The sequence below is a fragment of the Parabacteroides provencensis genome, from assembly GCF_900232875.1.
Lineage (GTDB): Bacteria > Bacteroidota > Bacteroidia > Bacteroidales > Tannerellaceae > Parabacteroides > Parabacteroides chinchillae.
In genome coordinates, this window is sequence record NZ_LT960489.1 from 517,789 (window position 1) to 544,507 (window position 26,719).

Annotated in this window: 21 protein-coding genes and 1 riboswitch; of the genes, 3 read left to right on the forward strand and 18 right to left on the reverse strand. The window is 41.5% G+C overall.

The genetic code is table 11. The features are described from left to right. Positions 1–140: 140 nt before the first annotated feature. The 10 genes from CTY47_RS09145 to rimP all read right to left on the reverse strand — a co-directional run bounded on the left by CTY47_RS09145 (position 141) and on the right by rimP (position 12,454). A complete protein-coding gene (locus tag CTY47_RS09145; RefSeq protein ID WP_099464453.1) occupies positions 141–1,742 on the reverse strand; it encodes a YfcC family protein in 1,602 nt (533 codons plus the stop codon). Between the two features lie 36 nt (positions 1,743–1,778). After that, on the reverse strand, positions 1,779–3,200 hold the full coding sequence (locus CTY47_RS09150) for an arylsulfatase (RefSeq protein ID WP_099464454.1): 1,422 nt from the start codon (positions 3,198–3,200) through the stop codon (positions 1,779–1,781). After that, a complete protein-coding gene (locus tag CTY47_RS09155) occupies positions 3,197–3,580 on the reverse strand; it encodes a VOC family protein (protein ID WP_099464455.1) in 384 nt (127 codons plus the stop codon). The genes CTY47_RS09150 and CTY47_RS09155 overlap by 4 nt, the downstream gene beginning before the upstream one ends. 92 nt (positions 3,581–3,672) lie before the next feature. Next, the gene (gene sufD, locus CTY47_RS09160) at positions 3,673–5,025 is read right to left on the reverse strand and encodes a Fe-S cluster assembly protein SufD (RefSeq protein ID WP_099464456.1); all 1,353 of its coding nucleotides are present in this window, start codon (positions 5,023–5,025) and stop codon (positions 3,673–3,675) included. Beyond that, the gene (gene sufC / locus CTY47_RS09165; protein WP_099464457.1) at positions 5,018–5,773 is read right to left on the reverse strand and encodes a Fe-S cluster assembly ATPase SufC; all 756 of its coding nucleotides are present in this window, start codon (positions 5,771–5,773) and stop codon (positions 5,018–5,020) included. The genes sufD and sufC overlap by 8 nt, the downstream gene beginning before the upstream one ends. Before the next feature lie 15 nt (positions 5,774–5,788). Beyond that, positions 5,789–7,234: a Fe-S cluster assembly protein SufB gene (gene sufB, locus CTY47_RS09170; RefSeq protein ID WP_099464458.1), complete on the reverse strand. Its 1,446-nt coding sequence runs from the start codon at positions 7,232–7,234 to the stop codon at positions 5,789–5,791. Positions 7,235–7,236: 2 nt separating this feature from the next. Next, the gene (locus CTY47_RS09175; RefSeq protein WP_099464459.1) at positions 7,237–7,752 is read right to left on the reverse strand and encodes a CvpA family protein; all 516 of its coding nucleotides are present in this window, start codon (positions 7,750–7,752) and stop codon (positions 7,237–7,239) included. A 2-nt stretch (positions 7,753–7,754) separates the two neighbouring features. After that, positions 7,755–10,694, reverse strand: a complete 2,940-nt coding sequence (gene infB / locus CTY47_RS09180) for a translation initiation factor IF-2 (protein ID WP_099464460.1) — start codon at positions 10,692–10,694, stop codon at positions 7,755–7,757. Between the two features lie 20 nt (positions 10,695–10,714). Next, positions 10,715–11,983, reverse strand: coding sequence for a transcription termination factor NusA (gene nusA / locus CTY47_RS09185; RefSeq protein WP_099464461.1), 1,269 nt, complete (start codon positions 11,981–11,983; stop codon positions 10,715–10,717). Positions 11,984–11,986: 3 nt separating this feature from the next. Next, positions 11,987–12,454, reverse strand: a complete 468-nt coding sequence (gene rimP, locus CTY47_RS09190) for a ribosome assembly cofactor RimP (RefSeq protein WP_099464462.1) — start codon at positions 12,452–12,454, stop codon at positions 11,987–11,989. 146 nt (positions 12,455–12,600) lie between these two features. Beyond that, positions 12,601–12,712, forward strand: a riboswitch (TPP riboswitch). A 46-nt stretch (positions 12,713–12,758) separates the two neighbouring features. On the opposite strand from rimP, the gene CTY47_RS09195 reads away from it, so the two are divergent. The 3 genes from CTY47_RS09195 to CTY47_RS09205 are packed head-to-tail and all read left to right on the forward strand — an operon-like array spanning position 12,759 to position 16,238. Continuing rightward, positions 12,759–14,978, forward strand: coding sequence for a TonB-dependent receptor (locus tag CTY47_RS09195; protein WP_099464463.1), 2,220 nt, complete (start codon positions 12,759–12,761; stop codon positions 14,976–14,978). Positions 14,979–14,986: 8 nt separating this feature from the next. Then, positions 14,987–15,619: a nicotinamide riboside transporter PnuC gene (pnuC, locus tag CTY47_RS09200; protein WP_099464464.1), complete on the forward strand. Its 633-nt coding sequence runs from the start codon at positions 14,987–14,989 to the stop codon at positions 15,617–15,619. Then, positions 15,603–16,238, forward strand: coding sequence for a thiamine diphosphokinase (locus CTY47_RS09205; protein WP_099464465.1), 636 nt, complete (start codon positions 15,603–15,605; stop codon positions 16,236–16,238). Before pnuC ends, CTY47_RS09205 begins: the two co-directional genes overlap by 17 nt. Positions 16,239–16,334: 96 nt before the next feature. Here the strand turns inward: CTY47_RS09205 and CTY47_RS09210 are convergent, their stop codons facing one another. The 8 genes from CTY47_RS09210 to CTY47_RS09245 form a co-directional block, all read right to left on the reverse strand. Further along, the gene (locus CTY47_RS09210) at positions 16,335–16,679 is read right to left on the reverse strand and encodes a hypothetical protein (RefSeq protein WP_099464466.1); all 345 of its coding nucleotides are present in this window, start codon (positions 16,677–16,679) and stop codon (positions 16,335–16,337) included. Positions 16,680–16,763: 84 nt separating this feature from the next. Further along, positions 16,764–18,236, reverse strand: a complete 1,473-nt coding sequence (locus CTY47_RS09215; protein ID WP_099464467.1) for a DUF3868 domain-containing protein — start codon at positions 18,234–18,236, stop codon at positions 16,764–16,766. 7 nt (positions 18,237–18,243) lie between these two features. Beyond that, positions 18,244–18,801 carry a DUF3575 domain-containing protein gene (locus tag CTY47_RS09220; RefSeq protein ID WP_099464468.1) on the reverse strand — a complete coding sequence of 186 codons (558 nt, stop codon included), beginning with the start codon at positions 18,799–18,801 and terminating at the stop codon, positions 18,244–18,246. A gap of 85 nt (positions 18,802–18,886) precedes the next feature. After that, positions 18,887–21,520: a DUF4906 domain-containing protein gene (locus tag CTY47_RS09225; protein ID WP_099464469.1), complete on the reverse strand. Its 2,634-nt coding sequence runs from the start codon at positions 21,518–21,520 to the stop codon at positions 18,887–18,889. Between the two features lie 38 nt (positions 21,521–21,558). Next, positions 21,559–22,956, reverse strand: coding sequence for a hypothetical protein (locus CTY47_RS09230; RefSeq protein ID WP_158228520.1), 1,398 nt, complete (start codon positions 22,954–22,956; stop codon positions 21,559–21,561). 39 nt (positions 22,957–22,995) lie between these two features. Next, on the reverse strand, positions 22,996–24,024 hold the full coding sequence (locus CTY47_RS09235) for a hypothetical protein (protein WP_143813365.1): 1,029 nt from the start codon (positions 24,022–24,024) through the stop codon (positions 22,996–22,998). Between the two features lie 258 nt (positions 24,025–24,282). Continuing rightward, positions 24,283–25,545, reverse strand: coding sequence for a fimbrial protein (locus CTY47_RS09240; RefSeq protein WP_099464472.1), 1,263 nt, complete (start codon positions 25,543–25,545; stop codon positions 24,283–24,285). Between the two features lie 46 nt (positions 25,546–25,591). Further along, positions 25,592–26,695: a fimbrial protein gene (locus CTY47_RS09245; RefSeq protein ID WP_099464473.1), complete on the reverse strand. Its 1,104-nt coding sequence runs from the start codon at positions 26,693–26,695 to the stop codon at positions 25,592–25,594. Between the last annotated feature and the right edge of the window lie 24 nt (positions 26,696–26,719).

A 26,719-nucleotide genomic window follows, 5' to 3' on the forward strand; every position in this document is an offset into this window, starting at 1 on the left:
CAACCACATCAAAATTAACTACTATAAAGGCCATTTTATATTCCACATTACCACCTTCCGTTGATCCCTGCATTCGATCTTATTTGAATAGGCAACTATTTTCCGAAAGGTAAGCAACCAAATACTTTTTTACTAACTCATCAGAAGCCGTCCAGCGGAACCAACACCGTAGGGATAAGCAACAACATACCCACGACAATAAAGAGCAACAGAATGCGGAAGAACCACTTCACCCACACTTCATAAGGAATGCGGGCCATCCCCAGTGCCCCCATCAACACGCCAGAGGTGGGTGTAATCATATTCGTGAAGCCGTCGCCAAACTGGAAGGCCAGTACGGTTGCCTGGCGCGATATGCCGATCACGTCGGAGAAGGGCGCCATAATAGGCATCGTGAGTGCTGCCTTGGCCGAACCGGAAGGGATGATAATATTGATAGCCGTCTGGATCAGGTACATCACGCCCAGCGAAGTAATACACCCCGCTTCTCCCATCAAGGCTGCAAGGCCATGCAGAATAGGGTCAATGATCCGCCCCTCCTGCAAAATCTGGATAATACCACCGGCAAAGCCGACCACCAAAGCGGCCGACAACATATCTTTGGCTCCCGTAAGGAACTGGCCAATCAATGTATCTGCATTCTCATTATTGGCAAAACCGGAAAGAACCCCCATCGCCAGAAAGATGGCGGATATTTCCACCAGATACCATCCGTACCCCATCACGCCGGTTACCAGAAACACAATGGTAAATCCCAGCAGGTTCAAGATAAAAAGCTGGTTGCTTTTGCGCAAGGCTACAAAGCCGGAAAAGGCAAACAGAGCGGAAAACACAGGTACCGCCGGAAAAGAGAGGCTTCCCTCTCCCACAGTAAACGTTGTCTGCGGGTAGTTTGCGGAAAAGGCTATCAAGGCAATCATGATAAGGGCATATACAATCCAGGCAGAACGTGTGGTGGGTACCTCCAACGTCTCCCCGGATGCCTCTTCCCCCCGTTCACGCCAATAGGCATCGGCTCCATACATAAGGGAACGCTCCGGATGTTTGTATATCCGGTGGGCATACCGAAGTACAACCACAATCAATATAGTTGTCAATATAACCCAGCAAAACAGACGGTAGCCGAAGCCCGAGAACAACGGCAAATCCGACAAACCCTGTGCAATACCGATAGTAAACGGGTTAAGCACAGCCCCCGAAAAGCCCACATGTGCCGCCACATACACCATACAAAGTCCCGTTATGGAATCATATCCCATCGAAATGGCAAGTGGCACAATAATAATGACAAAAGCCAGCGTCTCTTCGCTCATGCCAAAGATCGCCCCGAAGGCGCTGAACAAAATGATAATGAAAGCTACCACCACATTATTCACCCCCAGCCGACGGAACAGGCCGAAACGTTCAATCCGCCGCGAGTTGCGGAGAAAGGAGAGAATACCGGCATCTATCGCCCGGCTGCTGTTCATAATCTGGAATGCCCCACCTATAATTAACAGGAAGGCGATAATACCCGACTGCTTCTCGAATCCCTCCATCAATGCACCGAACACCTGCCAACTCTGCGGGGAGGCTTCGACGGCATGGAAAGAATGATCGACAATCACCGTACGTTCGGAACCGTTCACCTCCACCGTCTCCCGGGCATATTCTCCGGCAGGAATCACCCACGACAAGACGGCGCAAATAAGTATGACTACGGAAATAATAGTATAGGTATGGGGAATTTTATTCAGTTGCATGTATATTATATCTGTTATCGTTCGTATCGCGTTTATTTACTTGGCTCCTTCCCTGCCGAAATTAAAGTAAGGAGATTCCGTACGGGCACCGTCCATCAGGGCGGCAAGTTCTTCTACTTTGTCCGGAAACTGTGAGGCAAGATTATGGTCTTCATGAATATCTTTGCTTAAGTCATAAAGTTCCAGGATTGTTTCACCTACAACCGGCTGGCGTATCAGTTTCCAGTTGCCGGCACGAAGGGCTTCGCGCCCGTTAAGTTCATGAAACTCCCAATATAGGTAATCGTGCTGTTTCTGTTCTCCCTTTCCAAACAAGGTGGGCAAAAAGGAGATTCCATCGCCTGGCTGGAGAAGGGTTGTACCGACCAGCTCCGCCAGAGTAGGCATTACATCCCAGAATGCACAAACCTGATCTGTTTTCTTACCCGATTTAATCTTACCGGGACACCAGGCCACCATAGGCACACGGATACCGCCTTCGTATACATCACGCTTAATTCCTCTTAAAGGGCCATAACTACGGAAGAAGTCCGGGTCGGCACCTCCTTCATGATGAGGGCCGTTATCGCTGGTAAAGATCACCAGCGTATTTTTATCGAGTCCCTGCGCTTTCAGTTCAGCCAGTACCTCGCCCACGTACATATCGAGCCGTGACACCATAGCTGCAAAAGAAGCTTTGGGTTGTTCCGAAGTATTATAACCTCCCATCACTTTATCAAACTTGCCGATATAGGGTGTTTCATCGAATTTATTTTCATACATCCTGTAAATGAAATCATGCGGCAAGTTGAGTTCGGCATGCGGCAAAGTGTAAGTAAGCATGGCAAAGAAAGGCCTGTCCCTATTGTCGCGGATAAACCGGAGGGCCTGCCGGTGAATAAGGTCTTGCGAATAGGTTACACATGCATTGTCATTATTCTCCGGCAAAAGCACCTTATCTTCATTATGCCACAAATGATCCGGATAAAAAGTATGAGACTGGCGCTGGCAGTTATAACCGTAAAACTCGTCGAATCCCATCTTATTCGGCACAGAAACAGAGCCGGGATTACCCAATCCCCATTTACCGAAAATACCGGTTACATACCCGGCCGATTTCATCATCGTTCCCAGTGTATAAGTATCGGCCTCCATTGGCTGCTGTCCTTCCGGTTTAATCTCCCGGTTACCGCGCACCTGCGAATGTCCGGTATGCAATCCTGTCATTAGTGAACAACGCGAAGGTGCGCTCACGGTACAACCGGCATAGTGTTGGGTAAACAAAAGACCTTCTTTCGCCATCCGGTCAATATTAGGCGTTTTAATAATTCGCTGGCCATAACAGCCCACATCGCCATACCCTAAATCATCGGCCAGAATATAGATTACATTCAGGGGAACTTCGGGTTTTCCTTTACAACCGGCCAGTCCTGCCAACAGGACGGAACTGATTATACATGCTTTTGCCTGTGTTTTCATCTCGTTACAATTTCAACACGGTTTCCATCCGGATCCAATATCACACCTTCATAATATCCGTCTCCGCTTACGCGGGTTTCGCCGGCAATAACACAACCATCCTCCCTGAACCGTTCCATCATACAGTCTACCTGATCGCGCGTATCTGCATGGAAAGCTAAGTGAGCCAAACCGATATGTTCGGGCAGATAAAATTCCGTAATATCATTCCGCTGCATAATCTCCAGAGAGGGTCCACTCTCGAAAGAGACAAAATAGGAGGAAAAACCTTTCTTGGGATTCACATATTTTTCATTGCTTTTCCCATCAAAATACTGTACATAGAAATCGCGGAGGCGTTCCGGATCATTTGTCCAGAGAGCAATGTGAGTGAGTTGCATAGTAATCAGATTTTAATGATTCACAAAGGTAAACAAAAAACCCGGATAACATATAACGACTGTTATCCGGGTTTTCGGTATTGTTTATCTTATTATTTGCAAATACGGCAACTGGCACATTTAGTCAGTTCCCCTCTGAAACGTTTCTCTACCAACTTATGCAAACGGTCTTTCAATGCATCCAGGCGTACGTGGTCTATCACGTCTGCCGTGAAAGCAACGCTCAACAGCATACGTGCTTCATCACGTGGAATACCGCGGCTTTGCATATAAAAGAGAGCATTCTCATCCAATTGTCCTGTCGTCATACCGTGCGAGCACTTTACATCGTCAGCATAGATTTCCAACTGGGGTTTACTGTACATACGCGCTTCGCGGGTGGCACACAGATTCCGGTTGGTTTGGTAAGCTTCCGTCTTCTGGGCACCCTCTTTTACAAAAATACGTCCGCTGAAAACACCTACGGCACGATCGTTCAACACATTCTTGAATAGTTCGTTGCTGGTGCAATGAGGAACGGCATGCGTTATGTGGCTATAGGTATCCACTTGTTGCTGCTTATCCAAGATAGACATACCGCACAAGTTAGTCTCGGCATTCTCTCCGTTCAATTCGACATAGTAATTATTACGGGTAAGGCCGTTATTCAAAGTAATGCCGTTTACCAGCACATTTGAGGAGGCCTCCTGTTTTACATGAAGTGAAGAGAAGCGGGTAGTAGACTCGCTACTTTCTTCCAGATCGTAATAATCAAAATAAGCACCTTCGCCTGCGAATATCTCAATCACCTGGGTAGACAGGAATTTGACATCATCAATACTATGATCACAAACCAGCAACTTTGCCTCGGAATGAGGTTCCATAATCACCAGAATACGGCGATTGGCCATCGTGTCCACGTCGCTGCGAAATATATTAACCAACTGGATAGGGCGTTCTACCACCACATTCTTTGGTACATACAAAACAAAGCCGTCCTGAGCCAGCATTGTGTTCAAAGCTATAATGCCATCTTTACTGCTCGAGGCAGCCTTACCATAGTAACGGGCTGCTATTTCCGGATGTTGTTCGGTAAAAGTTTTCAATCCTCCGACATATACCCCTTCCGGCAAATTTGCTTTGGGCAATTCTTTATCATAAAAAGAATCATTTACAACAAAATAAAGGGAGGTACTCATATTCGGTACGTCACAGCGAAATACATCATACGGGGTTACAGGAATATCCAAACGGTTGATATTGATCCCGTAATCCGGAGTAAACGCCAGAGCTACATCCGTATATTTATAATCTTCGCCCTTTACAGAAGGAAAGCCCAGCCTTTCAAAATCGGCTAATGCCTGTGCACGCGGAGCGTTCATCACCTCCGAGGCATGACGGCATACAAGGTCTTCACATTGTGCAAAAAGCTCGATATACTGCTGTTCTGCTTTCATATTATTCATCCCCCATCTCTTTCTTGATCCAGTCGTAACCTTTTTCTTCAAGTTCGAGAGCCAGTTCGGGACCGGCTGTCTTCACAATACGTCCTTTGTAAAGAACGTGTACCACATCCGGCTTAATATAATCCAGCAAACGCTGATAGTGAGTAATTACAATTGCTGCATTTTCAGGAGTTCTCAGCTTGTTTACTCCATTAGCCACAATACGCAGGGCATCAATATCCAAACCGGAATCGGTTTCATCCAGAATTGCCAGTTTAGGTTCGAGCATTGCCATCTGGAATATTTCATTACGTTTCTTTTCACCACCAGAGAAACCTTCATTCACACTACGGTTTGCCAGCTTATTATCCAGTTCGACAATTGCACGCTTTTCACGCATCAACTTCAGGAAATCGGTAGCCGATACAGGAGGTTGGCCATTATACTTACGATGTTCGTTCAAAGCAGCACGCATAAAGTTCACCATACTTACACCCGGGATTTCCACCGGGTATTGAAAGCTCAGGAAGATACCTTCCCTACTGCGGTCTTCGGGCGAAAGCTCCAACAAATCCTTGCCATTGAAAGTGACTTCCCCTTCGGTCACTTCAAAAGCAGGATTCCCCACCAATACACTGCTTAACGTACTTTTGCCGGAACCGTTCGGTCCCATGATTGCATGTATTTCACCGACCTTAACCGACAAGTCTATACCTTTCAATATCTCTTTGCCATTTACATTGGCATGTAAGTTCTTTATCTCTAACATACGTTTATATTTTTATCATCCTACACTACCTTCCAACGATATAGTCAGCAATTTCTGTGCTTCGACAGCAAATTCCATCGGAAGTTTGTTCATAACCTCACGGGCATACCCGTTTACAATCAACCCAACTGCCTCTTCAACCGAAATGCCGCGTTGCTGACAATAGAACAACTGCTCTTCACTAATCTTGCTGGTAGTTGCTTCATGCTCTACCACAGCTGTCTCATTCTGAATATCGGCATACGGAAAAGTATGGGCACCACAAGTAGAACTCAGCAATAAACTATCACACTGGCTATGGTTGCGTGCACCCTCCGCACGGGGTGAAACCTTAACCAACCCACGATAGCTGTTCTGACTATGACCGGCAGAAATACCTTTAGAAACAATCGTACTACGTGTATTCTTTCCCAAATGGATCATCTTCGTACCTGTATCGGCCTGCTGATAATTATTTGTGACAGCCACTGAATAAAATTCGCCAACCGAATTATTTCCTGCTAAAATACAACTGGGATATTTCCAGGTAATAGCAGATCCGGTTTCTACCTGTGTCCAGGATATTTTACTACCCTCACCTTTACATAAACCACGTTTGGTAACGAAATTATAGATACCGCCTTTTCCTTCTTTATCGCCTGGATACCAGTTCTGTACCGTAGAATATTTCACCTCCGCATGTTCTTTTGCTACAATTTCAACAATTGCCGCATGCAACTGATTTTCGTCACGCATCGGAGCCGTACATCCTTCCAGATAACTTACATAAGCCTCATCATCGGCAACAATCAATGTACGTTCAAACTGTCCGGTATTAGCTGCGTTGATACGGAAATAAGTACTTAGTTCCATCGGACAACGGACACCTTTCGGTATATATACAAACGAACCGTCCGAGAAAACGGCAGAGTTCAAAGCAGCAAAGAAATTATCACGATAACCAACCACACTTCCCAAATATTCCTGTACCAGGTCGGGATGATGTTGAACAGCTTCGCTAAAAGAACAGAATATAACCCCCTTCTCCGCCAAGTTTTCTTTAAAGGTAGTTTTAACAGATACACTGTCCATGACGGCATCTACAGCCATGCCGCTTAAATGCTTCTGTTCTTCCAACGGAATACCTAATTTATCGAATGTTTTCAACAATTCCGGATCAACTTCATCCAGGCTCTTCGGGCCTTCTTTCTTTTTTGGAGCTGCATAATAAATAATGTCTTGGTAATCTATTGCCGGAATCGTAAGGTGAGGCCATTTAGGCATTTCCAGTGTAAGCCAGTGACGGTATGCCTTCAGGCGGAACTCGAGCAACCACTCGGGCTCATTCTTTTTAGCAGAAATAATACGTACCGTCTCTTCATCCAGCCCCCGGTGAATCGTTTCCGTATCAATCTCGGTAACAAAACCGTATTTATAGTCGCCACTTGTTACCTCATTAATTATATCATTTGATTCTTGCATATTTATATATTTGATTTTATACCATTTACTCCTTCTTTAAAAAACAAATTATCAAAGTAAATGGTTGGAATAATCTTTATCACGATATGATAAAACCGGGATTCTACCTTTGCCTGTCTCGGTATAAGGACCGAACCTTTGTCTACTTCTTCCAGGCCGTTCAGTATTAAACTTACAAATCCCATCATAAAACATAGCCCCAACACTCCACCGGCCAGATGGTTCAATACCCCCAACGGAGTAACGCCTACTATACGGCTTACTACTTCCCCGGCCAATAACACAACTCCTACTATCAACAAGAATCCTGCCACATAGCTGAGAATTGTTACACCTTCCGCCGGGAACCAATCCAAAGCAATGATATATCCTTTTAGCCAAGAAGCTACCCGGGTACAAAAAAAGATTGCAACAAAAAGGGCTATAAGCGAAACAACCTGTTTGATGACTCCATCAAACAGGCCCTTTACAAATCCTATTCCTGCCAGACATAGTAATGTAATGTCCAACCAGTTCATAGCTATAACGTCTTTTTTACTTCTGTTTCTTCGTATGACTCGATGATGTCACCCACCTGAATGTCGTTGAAATTAGTAATATTCAAACCACAATCCAAGCCGGAAACCACCTCTTTCACATCATCTTTGAAACGTTTCAAAGATCCCAGTTCTCCGGAATAGATTACGATACCGTCACGAATCAAACGAATCTTATTCGTGCGCTTGATCTTACCTTCCCGAACCATACATCCAGCAACCGTACCAACCTTAGTAATCTTGAATACCTGCTGAACTTCCACGTTGGCCGTAATCTCTTCCTTAATTTCAGGAGAAAGCATACCTTCCATTGCACTCTTCACTTCTTCTATTGCATCGTAGATAATTGAGTACAGACGGATTTCAACGCCATCTTTTTCCGCATTACGGCGAGCCTGTACAGACGGACGCACTTGGAACCCGATAATAATAGCATTTGACGCAGCTGCCAGTACTACATCCGATTCAGATATCTGACCAACAGCCTTATGAATTACATTCACCTGGATTTCTTCGGTTGACAAACGTATCAGTGAATCTGACAAAGCTTCTACAGAACCATCCACATCACCTTTAACAATCACATTCAGTTCCTGGAAGTTTCCAACAGCTATACGGCGGCCTATATCATCCAGTGTCAGCATCTTCTGAGTACGAATACCTAATTCACGCTGCAACTGTTCACGACGCGTTGCGATCTCACGTGCTTCCTGTTCCGTTTCCAATACATTAAATGTATCACCGGCCTGAGGCGCACCGTTCAAACCTAAAATCATAACCGGTTCTGACGGACCTGCTTTTTCAACGCGCTGGTTACGCTCGTTAAACATTGCTTTGATACGTCCGTGATGGGTACCGGCCAATACAATGTCACCCATCTTTAATGTACCGTTTTCTACCAACACTGTCGATACATAACCACGTCCTTTATCCAGCGATGATTCAATAATTGAACCGACAGCACGTTTCTTCGGATTGGCTTTCAAATCTAACAAGTCGGCTTCCAACAATACCTTTTCAAGCAATTCTTCGATACCAACACCTTTTTTGGCTGAGATTTCCTGGCTCTGGTATTTACCACCCCAGTCTTCCACCAGATAATTCATATTTGCCAGCTCTTCCTTGATTTTCTCAGGATTTGCATGTGGCTTATCGATCTTATTAATTGCAAATACGATAGGGACACCTGCGGCCGATGCGTGGTTAATCGCTTCAATGGTCTGTGGCATCACGTTATCATCGGCAGCAACAATAATAATTGCAATATCCGTCACCTTCGCACCACGGGCACGCATGGCTGTAAATGCCTCGTGACCCGGAGTATCCAGGAATGTAATACGTCGGCCACTTGCCAACTTCACATTATAAGCACCGATATGCTGCGTGATACCTCCAGCTTCACCGGCAATCACATTCGCGCTACGGATATTATCCAGCAAAGATGTTTTACCGTGGTCTACGTGTCCCATCACTGTTACGATAGGCGGACGCGAAACCCAGTCATCTTCATTATCTTCATCTGCGTCTGCCTTAATGGCTTCTACTACTTCAGCACTCACATATTCAGTTTTGAAACCAAATTCTTCTGCTACGATATTGATTGTTTCGGCATCCAAACGCTGGTTTATAGAAACCATCATACCGATGCTCATACAAGTACCGATAACTTGTGTCACCGGAACATCCATCATATTAGCCAAATCATTAGCCGTAACGAACTCTGTCAGTTTCAATATTTTGCTTTCACGTTCTTCCTGTTCCTGCAATTCGTGTTCACGTTTTTGAACAGCATCACGTTTATCACGGCGATATTTAGCACCCTTATTGTTCTTATTACCCTTATTCGTCAGACGTGCCAATGTTTCTTTAATTTGTTTCTGAACATCCTCTTCGCTAACTTCGGCCTTTACAGGTTTCTTCAGACGAGGCTTACGTTCATCACGCTGAGCACGGGTAAAGTTTGTCCCCGGAGTGTTGTTTACATCCACCCGATCTTTTTTGATGCGTTTACGTTTTTTCTTCGCATCATTTTCCTCACCGGCTTTCACCGGCGTACCTGGCTTAGGAGCGGCATTTGCATCCTTTGGACCTTTAAACGGGCCATTCGGATTATTCGGTTTATTTCCGGCAAATTTTTGCTTCTCATCCCGCTCTTTTCTCTTTTCCTCTTTCGTCTTCTTTTTAGGACGGGTTGATTGATTCAGAGCATTCAGGTCTATCTTTCCGGTAACTTTAATTTTCGATTCAAACTTCGGAGTATTGAGTCGGAAAACAGCCTCGTCAGAGTCATTACTAGAGGCAGTAGTGTCGTCTTTTATTTCGACTTCTTTACCAGAGTTTACTTTTTCAGCACCAACTACAACCTCGGGCTGCTTCTTTTCGGCTTTTTCTTCTTTCACAACTATAACTTTTTCTTCTTTTTTCTCCTCAGCTTTAAATTCCTGTACAACAGCTGGTTTTTCTACCGGCTTCTTTTCCACAACAGGAACAGGTTTAGCAACCGGAACATCCTGTAAAGGCTTTGTATGCTCTTTTACAGCAACCGGTTCTTCTTTTTTCACTACAGGTTCTTCTTTTACCGTAGGCTTTTCCTGTGTTTTTTTATGGGAGTTATCCAGATCTATCCGTCCTTTAGTCACAAACTTAGGTTTCAAATCTTCCGGAATTTCCGTTTTAATTTCTGAAGGCCTCTCTTCTTTCACAGAAGGAGTCTCTTTTTGGACGCGTTCTGCCGCAAAACGATTATAATAATCTTTCTCCGGCATATCTTTTCCAAACTCTTTTACGAGCAAAGCATACTGTTCATCACTGATTCTCGTATTGGGATTATCCTCAACCGAGAACCCTTTTCGGTGCAGGAATTCAACAACCGTGTTGATTCCCACGTTTAATTTTCTCTGTACTTGAATTAATTTTATAGGCATATCTAACTTTGTCGTAATACTTATTCGTTGTCTCCATCATCCTCAAATTCGGCAGATAAAATAGCAAGTACCTCGTCGACTGTCTGTTCTTCAAGGTCAGCACGTTCCACAATCTCGTCGCGATTCATAGCAAGAACACCTTTTGCCGTATAGCAACCTATGTTCTTAAGCGCATCGATTACCCAGCTGTCTATTTCATCTGCAAATTCATCCAGATAAATATCTTCTTCATCAGCACCTTCTATATCCCGGAATACATCAATTGTATATTCGGTCAACATACAAGCGAGTTTAATATTCAAACCGCCTTTACCGATAGCTAATGAAACTTCTTCGGGACGAAGATAAACCTCTGCCTTACGTTCTTCTTCGTTCACACGTATAGATGAAATCTTTGCCGGGCTTAATGCTCGTTGTATGAACAACGACACATTGGATGTATAATTAATTACATCGATATTCTCGTTTCTTAACTCACGGACAATCCCGTGAATACGAGAACCTTTCATTCCAACACAAGCGCCCACCGGGTCAATACGGTCATCATATGATTCCACTGCAACTTTGGCTCTTTCACCCGGGATACGGGCAATAGCCTTAATGGTAATCAGACCATCATTAATTTCCGGCACTTCCAATTCAAAAAGACGCTGCAGGAACACTTTGTCTGTACGCGAAAGTATAATTTTCGGATTATTATTATAATTATCCACTCGTTGTACAATAGCACGAACGGTTTCTCCTTTACGATAAAAATCGGTAGGAATCTGTTCCGATTTCGGGAGCAGCAACTCATTTCCCTCATCATCCAGCAACAGTATCTCTTTTTTCCATACCTGATATACATCAGCCGCAATAATAGATCCGATTCTGTCTTTATATTTCGCGTATAAACTATCTTTTTGCAATTCAAGTATTTTAGAAGCCAAAGTCTGACGCAGGTTCAGGATAGCACGACGGCCAAAATCTGCAAAATGTACTTCATCCGTTACTTCTTCACCCACTTCACAGTCGGCATCAATCTTACGGGCCTCGGTCAAAGTAAGTTGCAGGTTAGAGTCTTCCAATTCATCATCTGCTACCACCGTACGGTTTCTCCAAATTTCAAAGTCTCCTTTTTCGGGGTTGATAATTACATCATAATTTTCATCAGTGCCAAACATCTTAGCTATAACGTTTCGGAAAGAGTCTTCCAATACGCTAATCATTGTCTCCTTATCTATATTTTTCAACTCCTTGAACTCCGCAAGGGTGTCAATCATACTGATTGTTTCCTCTTTTCTGGCCATAATTTACTTGAATCTTATTAAGTATTTTGTATATTTTATTTCATCAAATGTATACGACTGATCTTCCTGCACAGTTACTTTTCGCTTTGCACCTTCCGGTTTGATCTGCTTTTCAACGGTAACAACCACACCGGTTTCATCCGCCGATTTCAGCACACCAGCCAACTTGACTCCGTTTTTAAGCAACATTTCCACTTCATTGCCAATATTCTTAACATATTGGCGAAGAACCTTAAATGCAGAGGTGATACCCGCCGATCCAACTTCCAGTTCATAGTCTTCCACATCCCGGTCCAGATGTTCTTCCAGATAACGGCTCAATTCTGCACAGTCGTCAATACAAACACCCTCATCATTATCAATCTCGACAATAATAAGATTTCCCGGTTTAATAACTATATCCACTAAAAAATTGTCTGAAGAGGCTAATTTTTCCTCGACCAACTGGCTTACTACACTTTTTTCAATCATATACAAACAGTTGAGAACAAAAGGAGGGGACTACCCGCCCCCTCCTCATCTTCGCTTAATCGCTTGCAAATATACAAATTGTCAACGACTTTACAAAGAAATATGTATTTTTTGTGCAAATACTCTTTTTCATTATCTTTGCCGCCGAATACAAGGGGGTGCTTGTACCGATTCGTTCTGATAAGGTTGCAGGCTGAGATTATACCCATAGAACCTGATACGGGTAATGCCGGCGCAGGGAAATTGAATCAATACTCACTCCTCCACTATTCAACCATTTCGTTTTAAATAAAAAGGCAAAAGGATGAAAAGTGTTTTAATCGTAATGGCCGCTTCACTGGTCATTTCTAATGTACAGGGCAAATCCCATGAAACGGTAGACTCCCTGAAAATCGCCAAAGACATATCATTGGACGAAGTTGTGATCACCGCCACTAAAGCTGTAAAAGGAACCCCCGTTGCTTACACGGATATTTCCGGAAAAGAGCTTAACAGTAAAAACGACGGACAAGGTATTCCGTATCTTATTTCCCAATCCCCGTCTGTTATTATGACTTCCGATGCTGGAACAGGCATTGGTTACTCCGGTTTCCGTATCCGGGGAACAGATGCAAACCGTATCAACATTACAGTAAACGGGGTTCCCATGAATGATCCCGAATCGCACACCTTGTTCTGGGCAAACATGGCAGACATCGCTTCTTCCGTAGAAAGTATTCAAATCCAACGCGGAGCAGGTACATCTACAAACGGTGCTGCTTCTTTTGGTGCTACGGTTGCCATGCAGACGCAAAAGCCGGCCTTACAACCATATGCTGAATATTCTATTTCAGCCGGTTCTTTCGGTACTGTAAAAAATACGGTAAAAGGCGGAACCGGGCTATTATACGACCATTTTGCTTTTGATGCCCGATATTCAAATATCCGTAGCGACGGCTACATAGACCGCGCTTTCGCCCGGATGAGTTCTTATTATGTATCGGCAGCTTTTTATGCTTCCAATACATTAATCAAATTTCAGACCTTCGGCAACAGCGAAAAAACATACCAGGCATGGAACGGTGTACCGGCAGACAAGTTGAAAACAGACCGGACTTATAATTCATGCGGCGCATACGAAGAAGACGGCGTAACCAAATTCTACGATAACCAAACAGACAATTATTGGCAGCACAATTATCAACTAATGGCAAGCCAACGTCTTAACGATTTCTGGAATATGGCACTCACTCTCCATTACACAGATGGTAGCGGCTATTACGAAGATTATAAAGCCGGAGCCAAATATGAAAAATACAAACTTCCCAATTATATTGACCCGTCTGGTAAAGAGGTTAAGAAAACTGACCTTGTCCGCCGCAAATGGTTAGATAACGATTTCTACGGTGCTGTATACAGTGCTAATTATCGCAGCGAAAGCATGCAAATAACGTTGGGTGCTGCCGCCAATAAATATGCCGGAAATCATTTTGGCCGTGTTATATGGGCAAAACAAGTTAACAGCCTTCCAAAACCGGATTACGAATACTATCGCAACACCGGAGATAAAACAGATTACAATGCATACGCAAAAGTAAATTATCTCTTCACTGACTATTTCAACGGATATGCAGACCTGCAATACCGAGGCATAGATTATACAATTAAAGGGAACGACGATAAAGCCGGAGACAATCTTTATGTCAATCGTCATTGGAACTTTTTCAACCCCAAAGTCGGATTAAATTTCAACAAAGGATTCCATAATGCATTTGCCTCTTTCTCTGTTGCCCATCGCGAACCCAACCGCGACAACTTCACCGAAGCAGGTATTAATGAACGCCCTGTTCCCGAAAGGTTGTTCGACTACGAAGCCGGATACAGCTTCACACATCCACGATTCTACCTGGGTGCCAATTTCTATTTTATGGATTACAACAACCAGCTTATTCTGACCGGAAAAATCAGCGAAATAGGAGAAGCTCTCACATCCAATATAAAAGAAAGCTACCGTATGGGAATTGAACTGACGGCCGGCATAACCATCACCAAATGGTTATTATGGAATGGAAACGTTACCTGGAGCCGGAATAAGATAAAAAACTTCATCGAAACGGTAAGTAATCTGGACAACAACTGGGATCCTGTACCCGGGCAAGAAGAAGTTCAATTTCAATTTGGTTCTACAGATATTGCTTTTTCTCCAAATGTAATAGCAAACAGTATGTTCGATTTTAACTGGAAAAACTTTTCTGCCGGTTTTAATTCGCAATATGTAAGCCGCCAGTATTTGGATAATACATCCAGCAAATCCCGCTCCATCGATCCTTATTTTATCAACAGTTTACGTGTTGGTTACATCATAAAACCCAAGTTCTTAAAAGAAATCGGGGTGGATGTAACCGTCAATAATCTATTTAATACCGAATACGAAACAAACGGAAACGTTTATTCGTCTATCGTAGATGGCAAACGCATCGATTCCGCCGCTTATTTCACACAAGCCGGTATCAATGCCATGGCACGTCTTACTTTAAAATTCTAATTAATAATATGCCAACTATCATTTGCCAACTATCATCTGTCAACTTTTTAGAGTATTTCGGCGTTATCACCGGTTTGCTTTATCTTATTCTTGAGATAAAACAACACCGGGCCATGTGGGTGGTAGGATTTCTCACGTCGCTGGTTTATGTGTTTGTATTTTTCTTCTCAAAAATATATGCTGATATGGGACTTAACATGTATTATGTCGGCATCAGTATTTACGGCTTCTGGCAATGGACCCGGAAGAAAAACAAATTTCTTCCGGAAGAAAATAAAAATTCTTCCGAAAGAATAATATACCGTCATCTGACACCTAAGCTTGCTGTGGGAGTCGGTATCGCTCTATTAGTCATTTTTGTTATGATCTGGTACATATTGAATAATTTTACAGATTCTCCGATCCCGATAGGTGATGCCTTCACCACTGCAGTCGGTATCGTAGCTACCTGGATGTTGGCACGAAGCATTATTGAACATTGGATATTCTGGATCGTGGTAAATTTCATTTCCGTTTATCTTTTTTATATACGCGGATTATATCCCACAATGTTTCTCTATATTTGTTACGCCTTGCTGGCCATTGCCGGATGGCATATGTGGAAAAAGAAAGGAATAAAAACAGATGACAGTACCTTATGATTGCATAATTGTAGCAAACGGTAGTTTTCCAACGACAGCCCGTCCTTTGGAATTATTACACCAGACTCCGATCATTATTGCCTGCGATGGTGCTGTACAGGCACTTTATAACAGAGGCCTGACTCCCACAGCCATTATAGGGGATATGGATAGTATTCCTCTTTCTCTGAGAGAACTATATGCCGACCGCATCCATATTGTAGAAAACCAGGAAATAAACGATCTTACCAAATCTGTTTTCTATGCACATGAAGCCGGATATAAACATATACTGATTTTGGGAGCTACCGGTTTACGTGAAGATCATACACTCGGTAATATTTCTCTATTACTGGAACACGCTCCATTATTCGACAGGATAGAAATGCTTTCCGATTACGGCCTATTTACTCCTTTAACGAAAACAGCAACTTTAACAAGCCGGCCCGGACAACAAATATCAATCTTCTCAATGTACCCTTGCGGAGAAATAAGTACGGAAGGATTACGCTGGCCTATCCATAACCGTAAACTTACCGCCTGGTGGCAAGGAACACTAAACGAAGCTTTAAGTGATACATTCACCATCACTTTGACAGAAACAGCACGCATAATTGTTTTTTGCGCATCCGGGGAATAAAAAAAGCTCCGAAAGCGTCTTCAACAGATCAACTTCCGGAGCAAATACACCCTCAATTTTACAACTTAGTATATAAGATTCTCACGAACCCTTATCTCATGCAGGTAATCTTACCAACTGAGATTCCTTCCATTCGGGAAATCCCTCGATTACTTTATTCATCCGGAACAACAACCGGTCGTCTGCAACCAGCTTCAAAACAGTATTAGGCGATAAAGGCAAATACATATTATCCGCCGGCAACATAGCCTTTAATAATACGACATCGTATCCGTCACGAACGACTTCCCTTTTTAGCTTAACCGGCACATCCAATGATGCCAAGTAATAAGCAGAACGTTCATAAGCACACCATTCATTGTCCTCAAGATACAAATAAACCCCATCGGAATTATCAATTTCAGATGTCAGAACCCGCTCTACTGTAGTCGAGCTTTCCATATCCCACAATTTTTTACATGCATATTAGTACTACAAATATATTTTCTTTGTCTGCCAGTTAAAGTAGGTAATTACATCAATTTTCTAGTTAAAACTATCAAATAGTGCATTATCATCCCGTTTTTTCTGCAATTCTATCAAATTAGCATCCGCTTCTTTCACACCGGCGGCTTTTGCCTGCTTCAGCAGGATTTCGGCCTCATCCAAATTACCTTGCATCAGGTTCAAAACACCACGTGAATGAATGGCTTCCGGCGAATTAGCGGCTTTTTTCAAATAGCCTTGTGCAGCATCGAAATCACCTTTTGTCAAAGCAATATTTGCAGCATTCAGATTGGCTACCGGATCATTCGGATAAATACGTACAGCTATATCAAATACTTCATTATACTCTTTACTACCGATTTCATAGCTATTAGCCACTGCAAACATTTCACTCAGGCTTAATTGCTTCGGATTCGTTTTAATCACTTCACGTCCTTCTTCCACAGTAAAGAAACGAACCGTATAATCCACTTTATAATCCGAGCGACGAAGTGAAGGATAAATATTCTGCAAGACATAGCGATAAGGAACGCCACCATCAAGTGCCATCAATTGCGCATCTTTCTTATCAGGATCGATATTGCTTTCGATAATAGCCAGCACTTTATCCCGTGAAGGAACAGACTGATCCGCCAGTACCTTTTCACGGAAACCATCCCAATCCTCAGAACCATTTTCAGTCAGGATTATCCCTTTTTGGAAATCATGCTTTTTATGGACATATTCGGCCAAAGCTTTTACACGATTTTCGGCCAATACCGTATTCGATTTATAAGAACCTTCCGGTGAAGCATATCCTTTAAGGACAATATCTCTCAATTTTACATTTTTATCGTTCACAATCACACCGATTGAATTATCGATTTTAGACAATTCTGTAGCATTATTACGAAAGTCCGGCAGAATCTGGTATTTGTTTACAACAAACTCCAGATAAGCGGTACCCACTTCTGCCCGATGTTTTTCGGTTTCTGCCACCGGCGAAATATAAACCAAAGTGGTAGCTACCTGATAACGCTCATCAGGACGCATACGAATTTTATCGGCAACCAACAACGGAGTACCCGGTGTTTCTTTACCACAACCACACAAATCCTGGTCCAAAACCAGTTTGGCATTTTTCATCCAGGGTTCAAAGGGTATATCCAATTTATAATTAACCTGCTGCATTCCATCAGAAACCTTCAACACCGTATAACGAGGTTCATCTTGTAAATTATGCAAAGCAATTTCACGGTTATATACCTTCTGGCGGTTTTTGCCATTAATCAAAACAGAAGGTAAACCATTCTTTTGCGTAGAACTTTCAAGAACAGGAGTTAATGTCAGCGAATTCCTAGACTTTACCACATCTGCAGGAATCATAATAACCGCATCGATATAAAGCCGTCCACCTTTTTCCACCAAATCGTTACAAACAACCTTCACCGGCGAACCGATCGTCTGAGCCACAGCCAGCGGTGAACCCACAGCCAGCAAGATTGCCAGCATACATATATTTATCTTTTTCATCGCTTCGTTATTTAATAAAGTAAATAATAGAAACAGCCGCTTTTGTCACACCAAAATAATCACGTGTTTCAGCAGGCAACTTATTTCCGCAGGTAGCACAAGGATATTCATTATCTTTCATGTGCGCCCAACCAAGACCCAAAGCAGCTTCAATGCTCCATCTATTACTCAAAACCCATTGGTAACCATAAGTCAAACCTGCACCATACAAATATCCCTGATAACGGCGGTTTTTCAGACGATCACCAAAAAGGCTAAATCCACCCACATTATAATCGGCATAATGTGCATGTAGGCCAAAGAAATGACCATTGAATTTCTCACATAACCAATAACGTGCTTCTGGTTGCACCATCCAATGCTTCCACCGGGCCTGGTCACCCATCATCCAGCCATTATAGTTGCCGGATATGTCAAGAGACCATTTTTTACCCAGCCCTATTTCCGCTCCCAAATTTATAGTAGCCGTAGCGTCATAGAGCAAGTTCGATTTCACCGCAAACTTCTGTCCGTATGCGCTCGACATACCAACTAGAAGGAGAAAGAGGAAAAGGACTTTTTTCATATATTTTTTTTATATTTACCAGATTAAAACCAAAACTACAACAAGGTTGTTTAACGTCATATAAAAATAGAGGGTTTATTCCCTGTTACTTATCACACACGCAACGATAACTGCTCTTAATAGGAGTCCCCTTTGTTACATTGCCATACAAACCGTTCCCTTCAATTTGAAACCAATATATCTGTGCTGTGTTCCATTTATATTTAGTACAAGAAGCAAATTGATTATTCGTTCTATCCCAGTTATTAACTATATCAGGGATATAGGCACTTATTAAAGTTGTTTCACGTTGATTGGGAAGACGCCAACTTAATCGAGGATTACATTCACTCGTTTGTCGTCCACTTACAGCAAAGCCATTCTTAGCTATTTCGTTTTCTTCATCAACATGAGTGTGAGTTCCCAAAGATTGTTTCTCGCTAATTGCTTGGCGAAGTGCCGCTTTATTTAGCAAAGAAATATCAAATGTTCCTCCCTCAGTAGCAGAACCGATAAACTTAACATAATCCTGATAACCGGTTACTCCCTTATTTCCGATATTGCGTACACAACGATACATCCACTTACCTTCAACACCGTTTTCTTCATTATGTCTTAAATTTCCCAAAGATGACCCCTCTTCAGCCCAGATGATACGAGGACGTAGCGCTCCTTGTTGAGTATTACTCACATAATGGTAAATCTCAGCCGAAGATGATAGTGTATACAAGCATACTTCCGGATTTAATGCAGGTGCTCCAATCCACATACCGACATATTGGTTGATTGCCGGCAAATACCAACGAATCTCGTCATTCTGAATCTTTCCGTCGCCATTCAAGTCACGATTCCTGTTCATACATTCCGCATAAGCATATGCATATGTCTTTTGATTCGAATTATTATAAAAATCCACATAAGTATCCCACGATGGGCCCTGGTTCTCAATATCACCGAGAGTAATATCCAGAACTTCATCAATCATATTTTTTCTTCCATCAGTGTCACTGGATTTCCCGCCTTTATTATCATTTAAAGAATATTCCATTGCTCCATGTTCCATACTCCATTCCACACCCCAACCATTAACATTTTGCCGGGTCAATTCATCCAGATCATAAATAGTCTGAATTGAATGTTGGCGTATCAAATAAATGGAAGATATGATCTCGCTGTCGCTTGCTCCGGAAACTGGAATTTGTTTATAATTAATCTGCACGCTACGGTCTTTTGCATTAATGAACGTAGAAAGACTCTTGCCAGGATAATAATATTCATCAATATAGCAAGTATAATAAACATAACCATCCAAAAAATCAGTCTCCTTCAAATTATACAATTCTTCCTGGAAGGCTGATACCGGCTTTGCTTTGTCAGGATGATAAGGAGCAAAATTCCGGCTCGGATTGCCATCTGTATTTATTGAAGTATTTCTTGTAAAAGTAATCCAATCTAAATCGTCAGTATTGTAATTATAACTATTTACAGGTGTCGAAGCCTTTATCTGGAAGTTTGCTTTAAATCCGTCTAAATTCTGCACATCCGCTTTTATACCGTTAATCAGTTCCTTACTAAATTTCAGTTTGACTACGCCATAATGGGCATCTAACACAACAGTTGGGTTGTCCGGCAAAGTAATCTGTCCATCTGCACGATAGACATGATCATTCTTTGTTACCTCCACAATAATATCATCAACACCATTAATTTTCAGATTATAACTATATTTAGAATTTCTGTCTATGGAAAAGTCATTATTTCCATTAACCAAGCCTAAATGCACATAATACTGAACAGTCGCATTTACTTCCCTCTCTTCACCGGTATTATTTCCATTCTGGTCTTTATATGTTTTTCCTTTGTATGTTCCTTTCAAAACCAAATAAGTTGAATTGGCCGGAGCTTTTTTAAAGTTTTCAACTTCATTTTCTGCATACTCCCGCATATCAACCGAGGATATGTCAGCTTCAGCAACTTTTCTGTTTTCAAACATTATAAAAGAAAACGAATTGTCAGCCGATGTCAATTCTTTCGAAAAAGCGGTCTGTTCTCCCGTCTTAAAATAAGATGATATATAATCATCATTCTCTCTTTCTATCAAAGCCGATTCATTAGGCAATTTCTTAACCTCCCACGATTCTGGAATAAACTCGCCTTTTGTACATGTCCAGTTTACAAGCACTGTAGAAGCTATTCTCTTTAACCCAATTCCTTCTGTAAAAGTATTATTGCCGGCTTTTATAGTACATGATCCGTCAGTGCCATAGAATCCACTCATCAAAATTTTACCATCCAAAAATGTGAATTGCTTATTTTGCAATCTTATTTGCAAATTTTTCAAACCATCCAGGTTTATCACATCTTTTAATGTCTGCTCCAGTTCTCCATAATTAGAACTATTGTAATTGGCAACAGCATAAATCAAACGTTCTCCCGAAGTTGTACTCAATAAAACATTTCCACTGGAACCCTTTTCACCTGAAAAGAATTGAGTTTTTCCTATTTTATCCTTTGTAGTCTTATCAAAGACAAGAATTGCCAACCCTTCGACCATAGCAGTACCAACGTCTGTCGCCCTAGTTTCCAACTCCGGTGCATCTGCAGATTTAAAAGCAAGCATTACGGTTGCAGGTAATCCCTCCTCCACTTTATCCTCCGGATTTACTATCGATTCATCCGAACAAGCAGCGAAAAAGAAAAGCGCTACCACAAATTGAAGTATGTATTTATATTGTTTCATTGCACTACTGTTTTTATTGATGCTTTTTTAATAACGATTTAATTAAAACCAATTTCCGGTATTTTGTCATAGTCTGTAACAGAAATGACCTTCCAGCTTACTGTCACTTCGGCTTTTTCATTAATCTTCAACATTCCTGTAGCATTGTAAATATGTCCAGGCAAGAGGCCTTCTCTATGCGTAACTTTAACGTTAAATTGATGACTGCCGAGAAACTCTGAAGAAGGAGTCCCTTCTACGGTTTCCCCCCATCCTTCACTACTAAAAGGATCATTTATAGCAGGAAAAAACGTATCTCCATTCCCCCAACCGCTATCAGGCCCTTTTTTTTCGTATCCCCAAGCTCCATGCAATTTCCCTGATCTCTTCTGCACAGTTGTCGTTGTCATCCGGGAGAGTTCTCCATCTATATTAATTAGAACAGGATCGTTATTATTTTTTTGATAAGTATAAAAAACGAAATCCAATATTCCATCCTTAAATAAAGGATTGAGTATCCCGGTTGGGCCGCTCCCTGATTTATCCAGTGTACTTTCTAATGCTATCCGACTAACAGTAACAGGATTTCCCTTCCAGGACATCCATTCTTTTTTAGAAGTAAGAGTCGAATCACAAGAAAGTACAACCCACTTTTGGCCAGGAGCAGGAGACACCTCTTTTCCATTATGTATCATGCGTAATTGAGAATGAAAATCACAATCATTCGGGTTCTCTTTTTTTATTTTTTCAGCAAATTTCTTCCCATCTGATGTTTGCAAATAATTATCTATATTCCCAGAACTTTCAGTTTTGATATTATCAAATAACTTCTTAAGTTCAAGTATATCACCGTCATCGCTGCTAAGTTCTGCTCCATAAACTGGCTCAAAAGGCTTCCCATCCATCGTCAACACCACATGAATTTTGGCCGCCAATTGGGTAAGAGGTATATCAACGCTATGATTTGTGCTTACTGTAAATGTTTGATTAGAAAGCTCCCCCACCTTGACCAGGTTCGTGGAATCCGCAATAAAAGCATCAGCGGATCCATACGAAACTATTTGCGTCTTCAGTGCCGACAAATCCATCTTTTCATAGTCCTTACTTCCATTTGCCACCGCAAATATTGTTAGTTGCTTATTTAATGGAACCTGTATATTATTTACAGTATATTTACTTTTATCTGCAGCAGCTTGCAAGTCATTTCCTGAATATAGTCCGGAAGAAATACAGGCGCCTTCTTCATAGAAACCAATAAACAAATTATTTATCGTCTTTTCACCCTCTGTAGGAAGAATCTGATCTCCGTCATTACGGGTAGAAAGTCCTTCCAGAGAGAAAGTAAAAGAGGAAGAGGCGGTCTGGAAGTTATGTGGATTGTCTTCTTTCTCGCAAGCTGTGAAACCTATGCCCGTGAGTAGCATGGCCATCATAAACAAAAAATTACTTGTTCTCATATCATATCGCATTTTACCCTCTGGTTATTAGTTATATATCTATTTTGTAGTCGATTCAATTTCACCAAGATCTATATTTCGTTCTATCCAAGGCAATACGGAACAAGAGACAAAAAGTTCTACATCATCTTGTTTTACCGTAACTTTCACTCTCAGTTGATACTTCTTACCAGCTTCAACCCCATAAGGTTCATTTATTCCATTTTTCTTAATCTTAAATACCGAAGTCTTTTTTTCTTTACTATCCACCTGATAGGTTACCTCCAAAGCAGTTGCATTTAAATATGTTTCATTATTTGCAAATGCAAGAAATGCTTTACCGGGAGATACCGTCTCTCCACTTCCGATAGCAAGTTGTGCACTATTCATCGAAGACAATTCATAATTCAAGCCTATGTATTTAGCCACACCTTCCAAAAGACCATTCTTGTTCGCATTTACCAGTCTGCAACTTTCCAACGTAATATTTTTCACACGCGTCTTAAATTCGTCAGAAACACCTTCTGCATAAACAGTTTCAAAAGAACAGAATTCCACACAGGAAGTAACCTGATCTACTCTAACAGTCACCTTTTCCGTAGGATAGTCACCTTCATACTTGCCCGGCGTATCGGGCACACCCTCAATTGTAAAATCAAATGCTGTCGGTTCTTTATTTATCTTAATCATTCCATCCAGATCGTCTTTACCTAATTCTACCTTTTTCAAATCAGCCCAAGTAGATTGTTTTTTCAAATTTGCAATCGTAGCCTCAGATGCATTTGCTACGGCAACTACTTTCAAGCCAGTCTTTACTTTGGTTAAGATTTTACCGTCTTTATCAGCATATCCAATAATTTTATCGTCGCCATCCAACAAAAAACAGACTGCGGATTTAATATCGGTCTCACTCAGACCTGCCCGTGTCTGTATCCCGTCGATGTTAAAAGAGACATAAGCCATCTTTTCACCTTGTACCAGTTCAAGATTTTGGCCTTTTCCCATATCATTCAGTATATCATCTTCTGAAGAACAAGAGACAAATACGAATATGAGACAAATGATTGATATTATATTTTTCAGTTTCATAACCCTATTATTTATATGCATTTCGTTTTCTTTTCTGTCACAAAAGTAGAGCTATTATATAGGCATGGCTATAGGCGAAACTTTCAAGATTAATAGGTAAAAATAGCATACCGGCAGATTGATAGGCACACCCTTTAGATACGATAGAAACACCGTTTTTAAGATTAGGTACGGCCTATATATAAAACAAATCATCCCGATGTTTTTTCAAAAACATCGGGATGATTTTATAAAATGATCGGGGAGAAATTTTTATTATCAATTTGCATCATTCTCTGCCTGATCTACAGTTTGCCATGGATTGGCAACAACCGTTGCACTTACATAAGCATTCATTTCTATATTATCCTCATCTCTGGAACCTTCACCTGTAATAATAACTTCTATCCGATACACATGATTAGGCTTTACTTTTATTGGCTCATCATTGTCTTTCAGGAGAACGCGGAAATGTCTTTCTTCTTCTATTCCTGCATTTTTAAAAAATCCGGAGATAACCAATGCTGTTTCATATACATTTACATTATCTCCTTTCCCGGGATTAGCAAACGTATATTTGAAAAATTTGCCCATAGCAGAATTATCTGTCCAATCACCAACCAGTCCTTTTGTATAACCGGTAGTATATTTTTTATACAAAGCAGGAACCACTTCAGAGCCGGGATGTATCCAACCGGCCCGGTCTCCAGGTTTAAGTTTGTCAAACATGGCAGATTCATATCCTTTATAATAAACATAGCTTGGATTGTTTATAGAATTTATAGACGAAACGCTACGGGCATTTGCCAACCACAGTCCTGTTAATTTAAACTCCGCATTCTTATATGTTTCTTCTTGAAAACTTACGGTTATTTTATCTACCTGAATACGGGCAACTAAACGATTTAAAGCTATTGTTCCTGCAGCCTGTTGAGTTGCTTCCGTATAAATAAAAGCGGAAGTAGACGATTTAATCCAGTTTTCGTTTTTAGTAGTCTGAGTCGTTCCGTTCTCTGTCTTTTTCACCGTAGGACGCACGCCTGTGAATTGGATTGTATCGCTTGCCATAGGCAAAACATCTCCTACTTGGTACTGGTCGCAACTTTTTGTAACAACAACCGTATTAAAGTCGTCCATACTATAGATAGAAGCAACATTATCTGTGGCATTCGCAACCAATACAGCATAGAATTTATCATTTGTAGCACCGCCTTTTTCATCTACCGGGGTAACTTTTATAAGTATATCTTTTATCTCGGATATACCATTCTGGTTCGTCTCATCCTGATAAGCTACACGTTTTCTGGTAGCAGCGTCAAATATAAGGGCTGTCAGACGAGTTATTTTCGTTTCATTGTTCAAATTTTGTTCACCCTTGCCATCCGTTATGGATCTTGTCTGGGTATTCGATTTTGCAACAAACGATATATATGCATCCACCGGTTCCTTCGGTATATTATTATCAATAATATCGTCTTCGTTAGAGCAAGCGCCAAAAGCAATTAATGCCATAAGCGAGAAAAATAAATATCGTAGTTTCATAAATTATTGATTAAAATGTTTGTATTCTTTTTTACCCTATATTGAATTATTCATAAGAAGCCTCCTGGCGAATATTCCCCCAATTTGCAATAGATACGACACAGTCGAGCGTGATATCCACCGGAGTTGAAGGTATTGGAGGTGCAGGATATTGATCGCCGTCAAAACTATTTTTACCAAATGTAATGCCTATCTGGTAAACATAATTTCTCTTTATATAATTATGATTATATCCTCTATCCTTACCATTCTCATTAATTGTAACGAAAAATTGTTTTCTTTCAGACAGATAATCGCCCGAGGCCTGCAAAGTTGCATCTATCACCAGCCGGGTAGCATTTTCGCTTGCTCCGTTTTCCATTATATAAGCATAATAAGAAGTATCGGTTATAGGTGTTTCTGCATTTACGATCCTATTTAAAGTATTCCGGGCAACTTCATCCGAGAAATAACCGGGAATCTCAACTACTCCCCAATCGACAGCACTGAAATAACGGGAAGCCGTTTTTACTTTTGACAACCAAATATTATTCACCCTAACCGTACGCCCGGACAGTATCGAACCTGAGAAATTAGTACGGATATTCACCACATCTATACGGGCAGCAACACGCGTCAACAGGATCGGATCATTCAAGCCGCCGACATTAGTTTGCGAAGTACCATACCCAATATAATTATCATCCGTATCCGATAGTATAACAGAAATCAGCTGACTGCTCATTGTCAGGTTACTCTGCAATTGTGATGACAATTCTACTATTTTGTTTTCAAATGCAGTATAGTTATTTACATCCTCAAAAGAACCTTGAGGAACATTTGCAACAATGGCAATCTGTACATTACCGGTCTGCATCTCAACATCAGTGATTTCAGCAGTTCCATCGGCCCCTACTGTAGACTGCCACTTAGAGCCTAACACTTGAGTACCATTTTCATTAAATATGATAGCAGTCAAATTATTAATTGCAGCTTCACCCGGCAGTTCATTCTTATCAGCAGCCCGCGTAGCTAAACCTCCTATCGCTTCTACTTTGACAGATACATGCCCTATTTTTCCTGTTTGAGGTGCTTCCGTTTCATCGTTTTTAGAACAAGAGGCGAAAGCCAGCAAAACAGAGAATATCAGTATTATATTTTTCAATTTCATATCGTAATAATTTTCGAATTCGTT

What these genes read in the sequence shown, in the direction of transcription:
- CTY47_RS09145 (WP_099464453.1), bottom strand. Translation starts at nt 1,742, where the DNA reads ATGCAACTGAATAAAATTCCCCATACCTATACTATTATTTCCGTAGTC.
- CTY47_RS09150 (WP_099464454.1), bottom strand. Translation starts at nt 3,200, where the DNA reads ATGAAAACACAGGCAAAAGCATGTATAATCAGTTCCGTCCTGTTGGCA.
- CTY47_RS09155 (WP_099464455.1), bottom strand. Translation starts at nt 3,580, where the DNA reads ATGCAACTCACTCACATTGCTCTCTGGACAAATGATCCGGAACGCCTC.
- sufD (WP_099464456.1), bottom strand. Translation starts at nt 5,025, where the DNA reads ATGAATAATATGAAAGCAGAACAGCAGTATATCGAGCTTTTTGCACAA.
- sufC (WP_099464457.1), bottom strand. Translation starts at nt 5,773, where the DNA reads ATGTTAGAGATAAAGAACTTACATGCCAATGTAAATGGCAAAGAGATA.
- sufB (WP_099464458.1), bottom strand. Translation starts at nt 7,234, where the DNA reads ATGCAAGAATCAAATGATATAATTAATGAGGTAACAAGTGGCGACTAT.
- CTY47_RS09175 (WP_099464459.1), bottom strand. Translation starts at nt 7,752, where the DNA reads ATGAACTGGTTGGACATTACATTACTATGTCTGGCAGGAATAGGATTT.
- infB (WP_099464460.1), bottom strand. Translation starts at nt 10,694, where the DNA reads ATGCCTATAAAATTAATTCAAGTACAGAGAAAATTAAACGTGGGAATC.
- nusA (WP_099464461.1), bottom strand. Translation starts at nt 11,983, where the DNA reads ATGGCCAGAAAAGAGGAAACAATCAGTATGATTGACACCCTTGCGGAG.
- rimP (WP_099464462.1), bottom strand. Translation starts at nt 12,454, where the DNA reads ATGATTGAAAAAAGTGTAGTAAGCCAGTTGGTCGAGGAAAAATTAGCC.
- CTY47_RS09195 (WP_099464463.1), top strand. Translation starts at nt 12,759, where the DNA reads ATGAAAAGTGTTTTAATCGTAATGGCCGCTTCACTGGTCATTTCTAAT.
- pnuC (WP_099464464.1), top strand. Translation starts at nt 14,987, where the DNA reads ATGCCAACTATCATTTGCCAACTATCATCTGTCAACTTTTTAGAGTAT.
- CTY47_RS09205 (WP_099464465.1), top strand. Translation starts at nt 15,603, where the DNA reads ATGACAGTACCTTATGATTGCATAATTGTAGCAAACGGTAGTTTTCCA.
- CTY47_RS09210 (WP_099464466.1), bottom strand. Translation starts at nt 16,679, where the DNA reads ATGGAAAGCTCGACTACAGTAGAGCGGGTTCTGACATCTGAAATTGAT.
- CTY47_RS09215 (WP_099464467.1), bottom strand. Translation starts at nt 18,236, where the DNA reads ATGAAAAAGATAAATATATGTATGCTGGCAATCTTGCTGGCTGTGGGT.
- CTY47_RS09220 (WP_099464468.1), bottom strand. Translation starts at nt 18,801, where the DNA reads ATGAAAAAAGTCCTTTTCCTCTTTCTCCTTCTAGTTGGTATGTCGAGC.
- CTY47_RS09225 (WP_099464469.1), bottom strand. Translation starts at nt 21,520, where the DNA reads ATGAAACAATATAAATACATACTTCAATTTGTGGTAGCGCTTTTCTTT.
- CTY47_RS09230 (WP_158228520.1), bottom strand. Translation starts at nt 22,956, where the DNA reads ATGAGAACAAGTAATTTTTTGTTTATGATGGCCATGCTACTCACGGGC.
- CTY47_RS09235 (WP_143813365.1), bottom strand. Translation starts at nt 24,024, where the DNA reads ATGAAACTGAAAAATATAATATCAATCATTTGTCTCATATTCGTATTT.
- CTY47_RS09240 (WP_099464472.1), bottom strand. Translation starts at nt 25,545, where the DNA reads ATGAAACTACGATATTTATTTTTCTCGCTTATGGCATTAATTGCTTTT.
- CTY47_RS09245 (WP_099464473.1), bottom strand. Translation starts at nt 26,695, where the DNA reads ATGAAATTGAAAAATATAATACTGATATTCTCTGTTTTGCTGGCTTTC.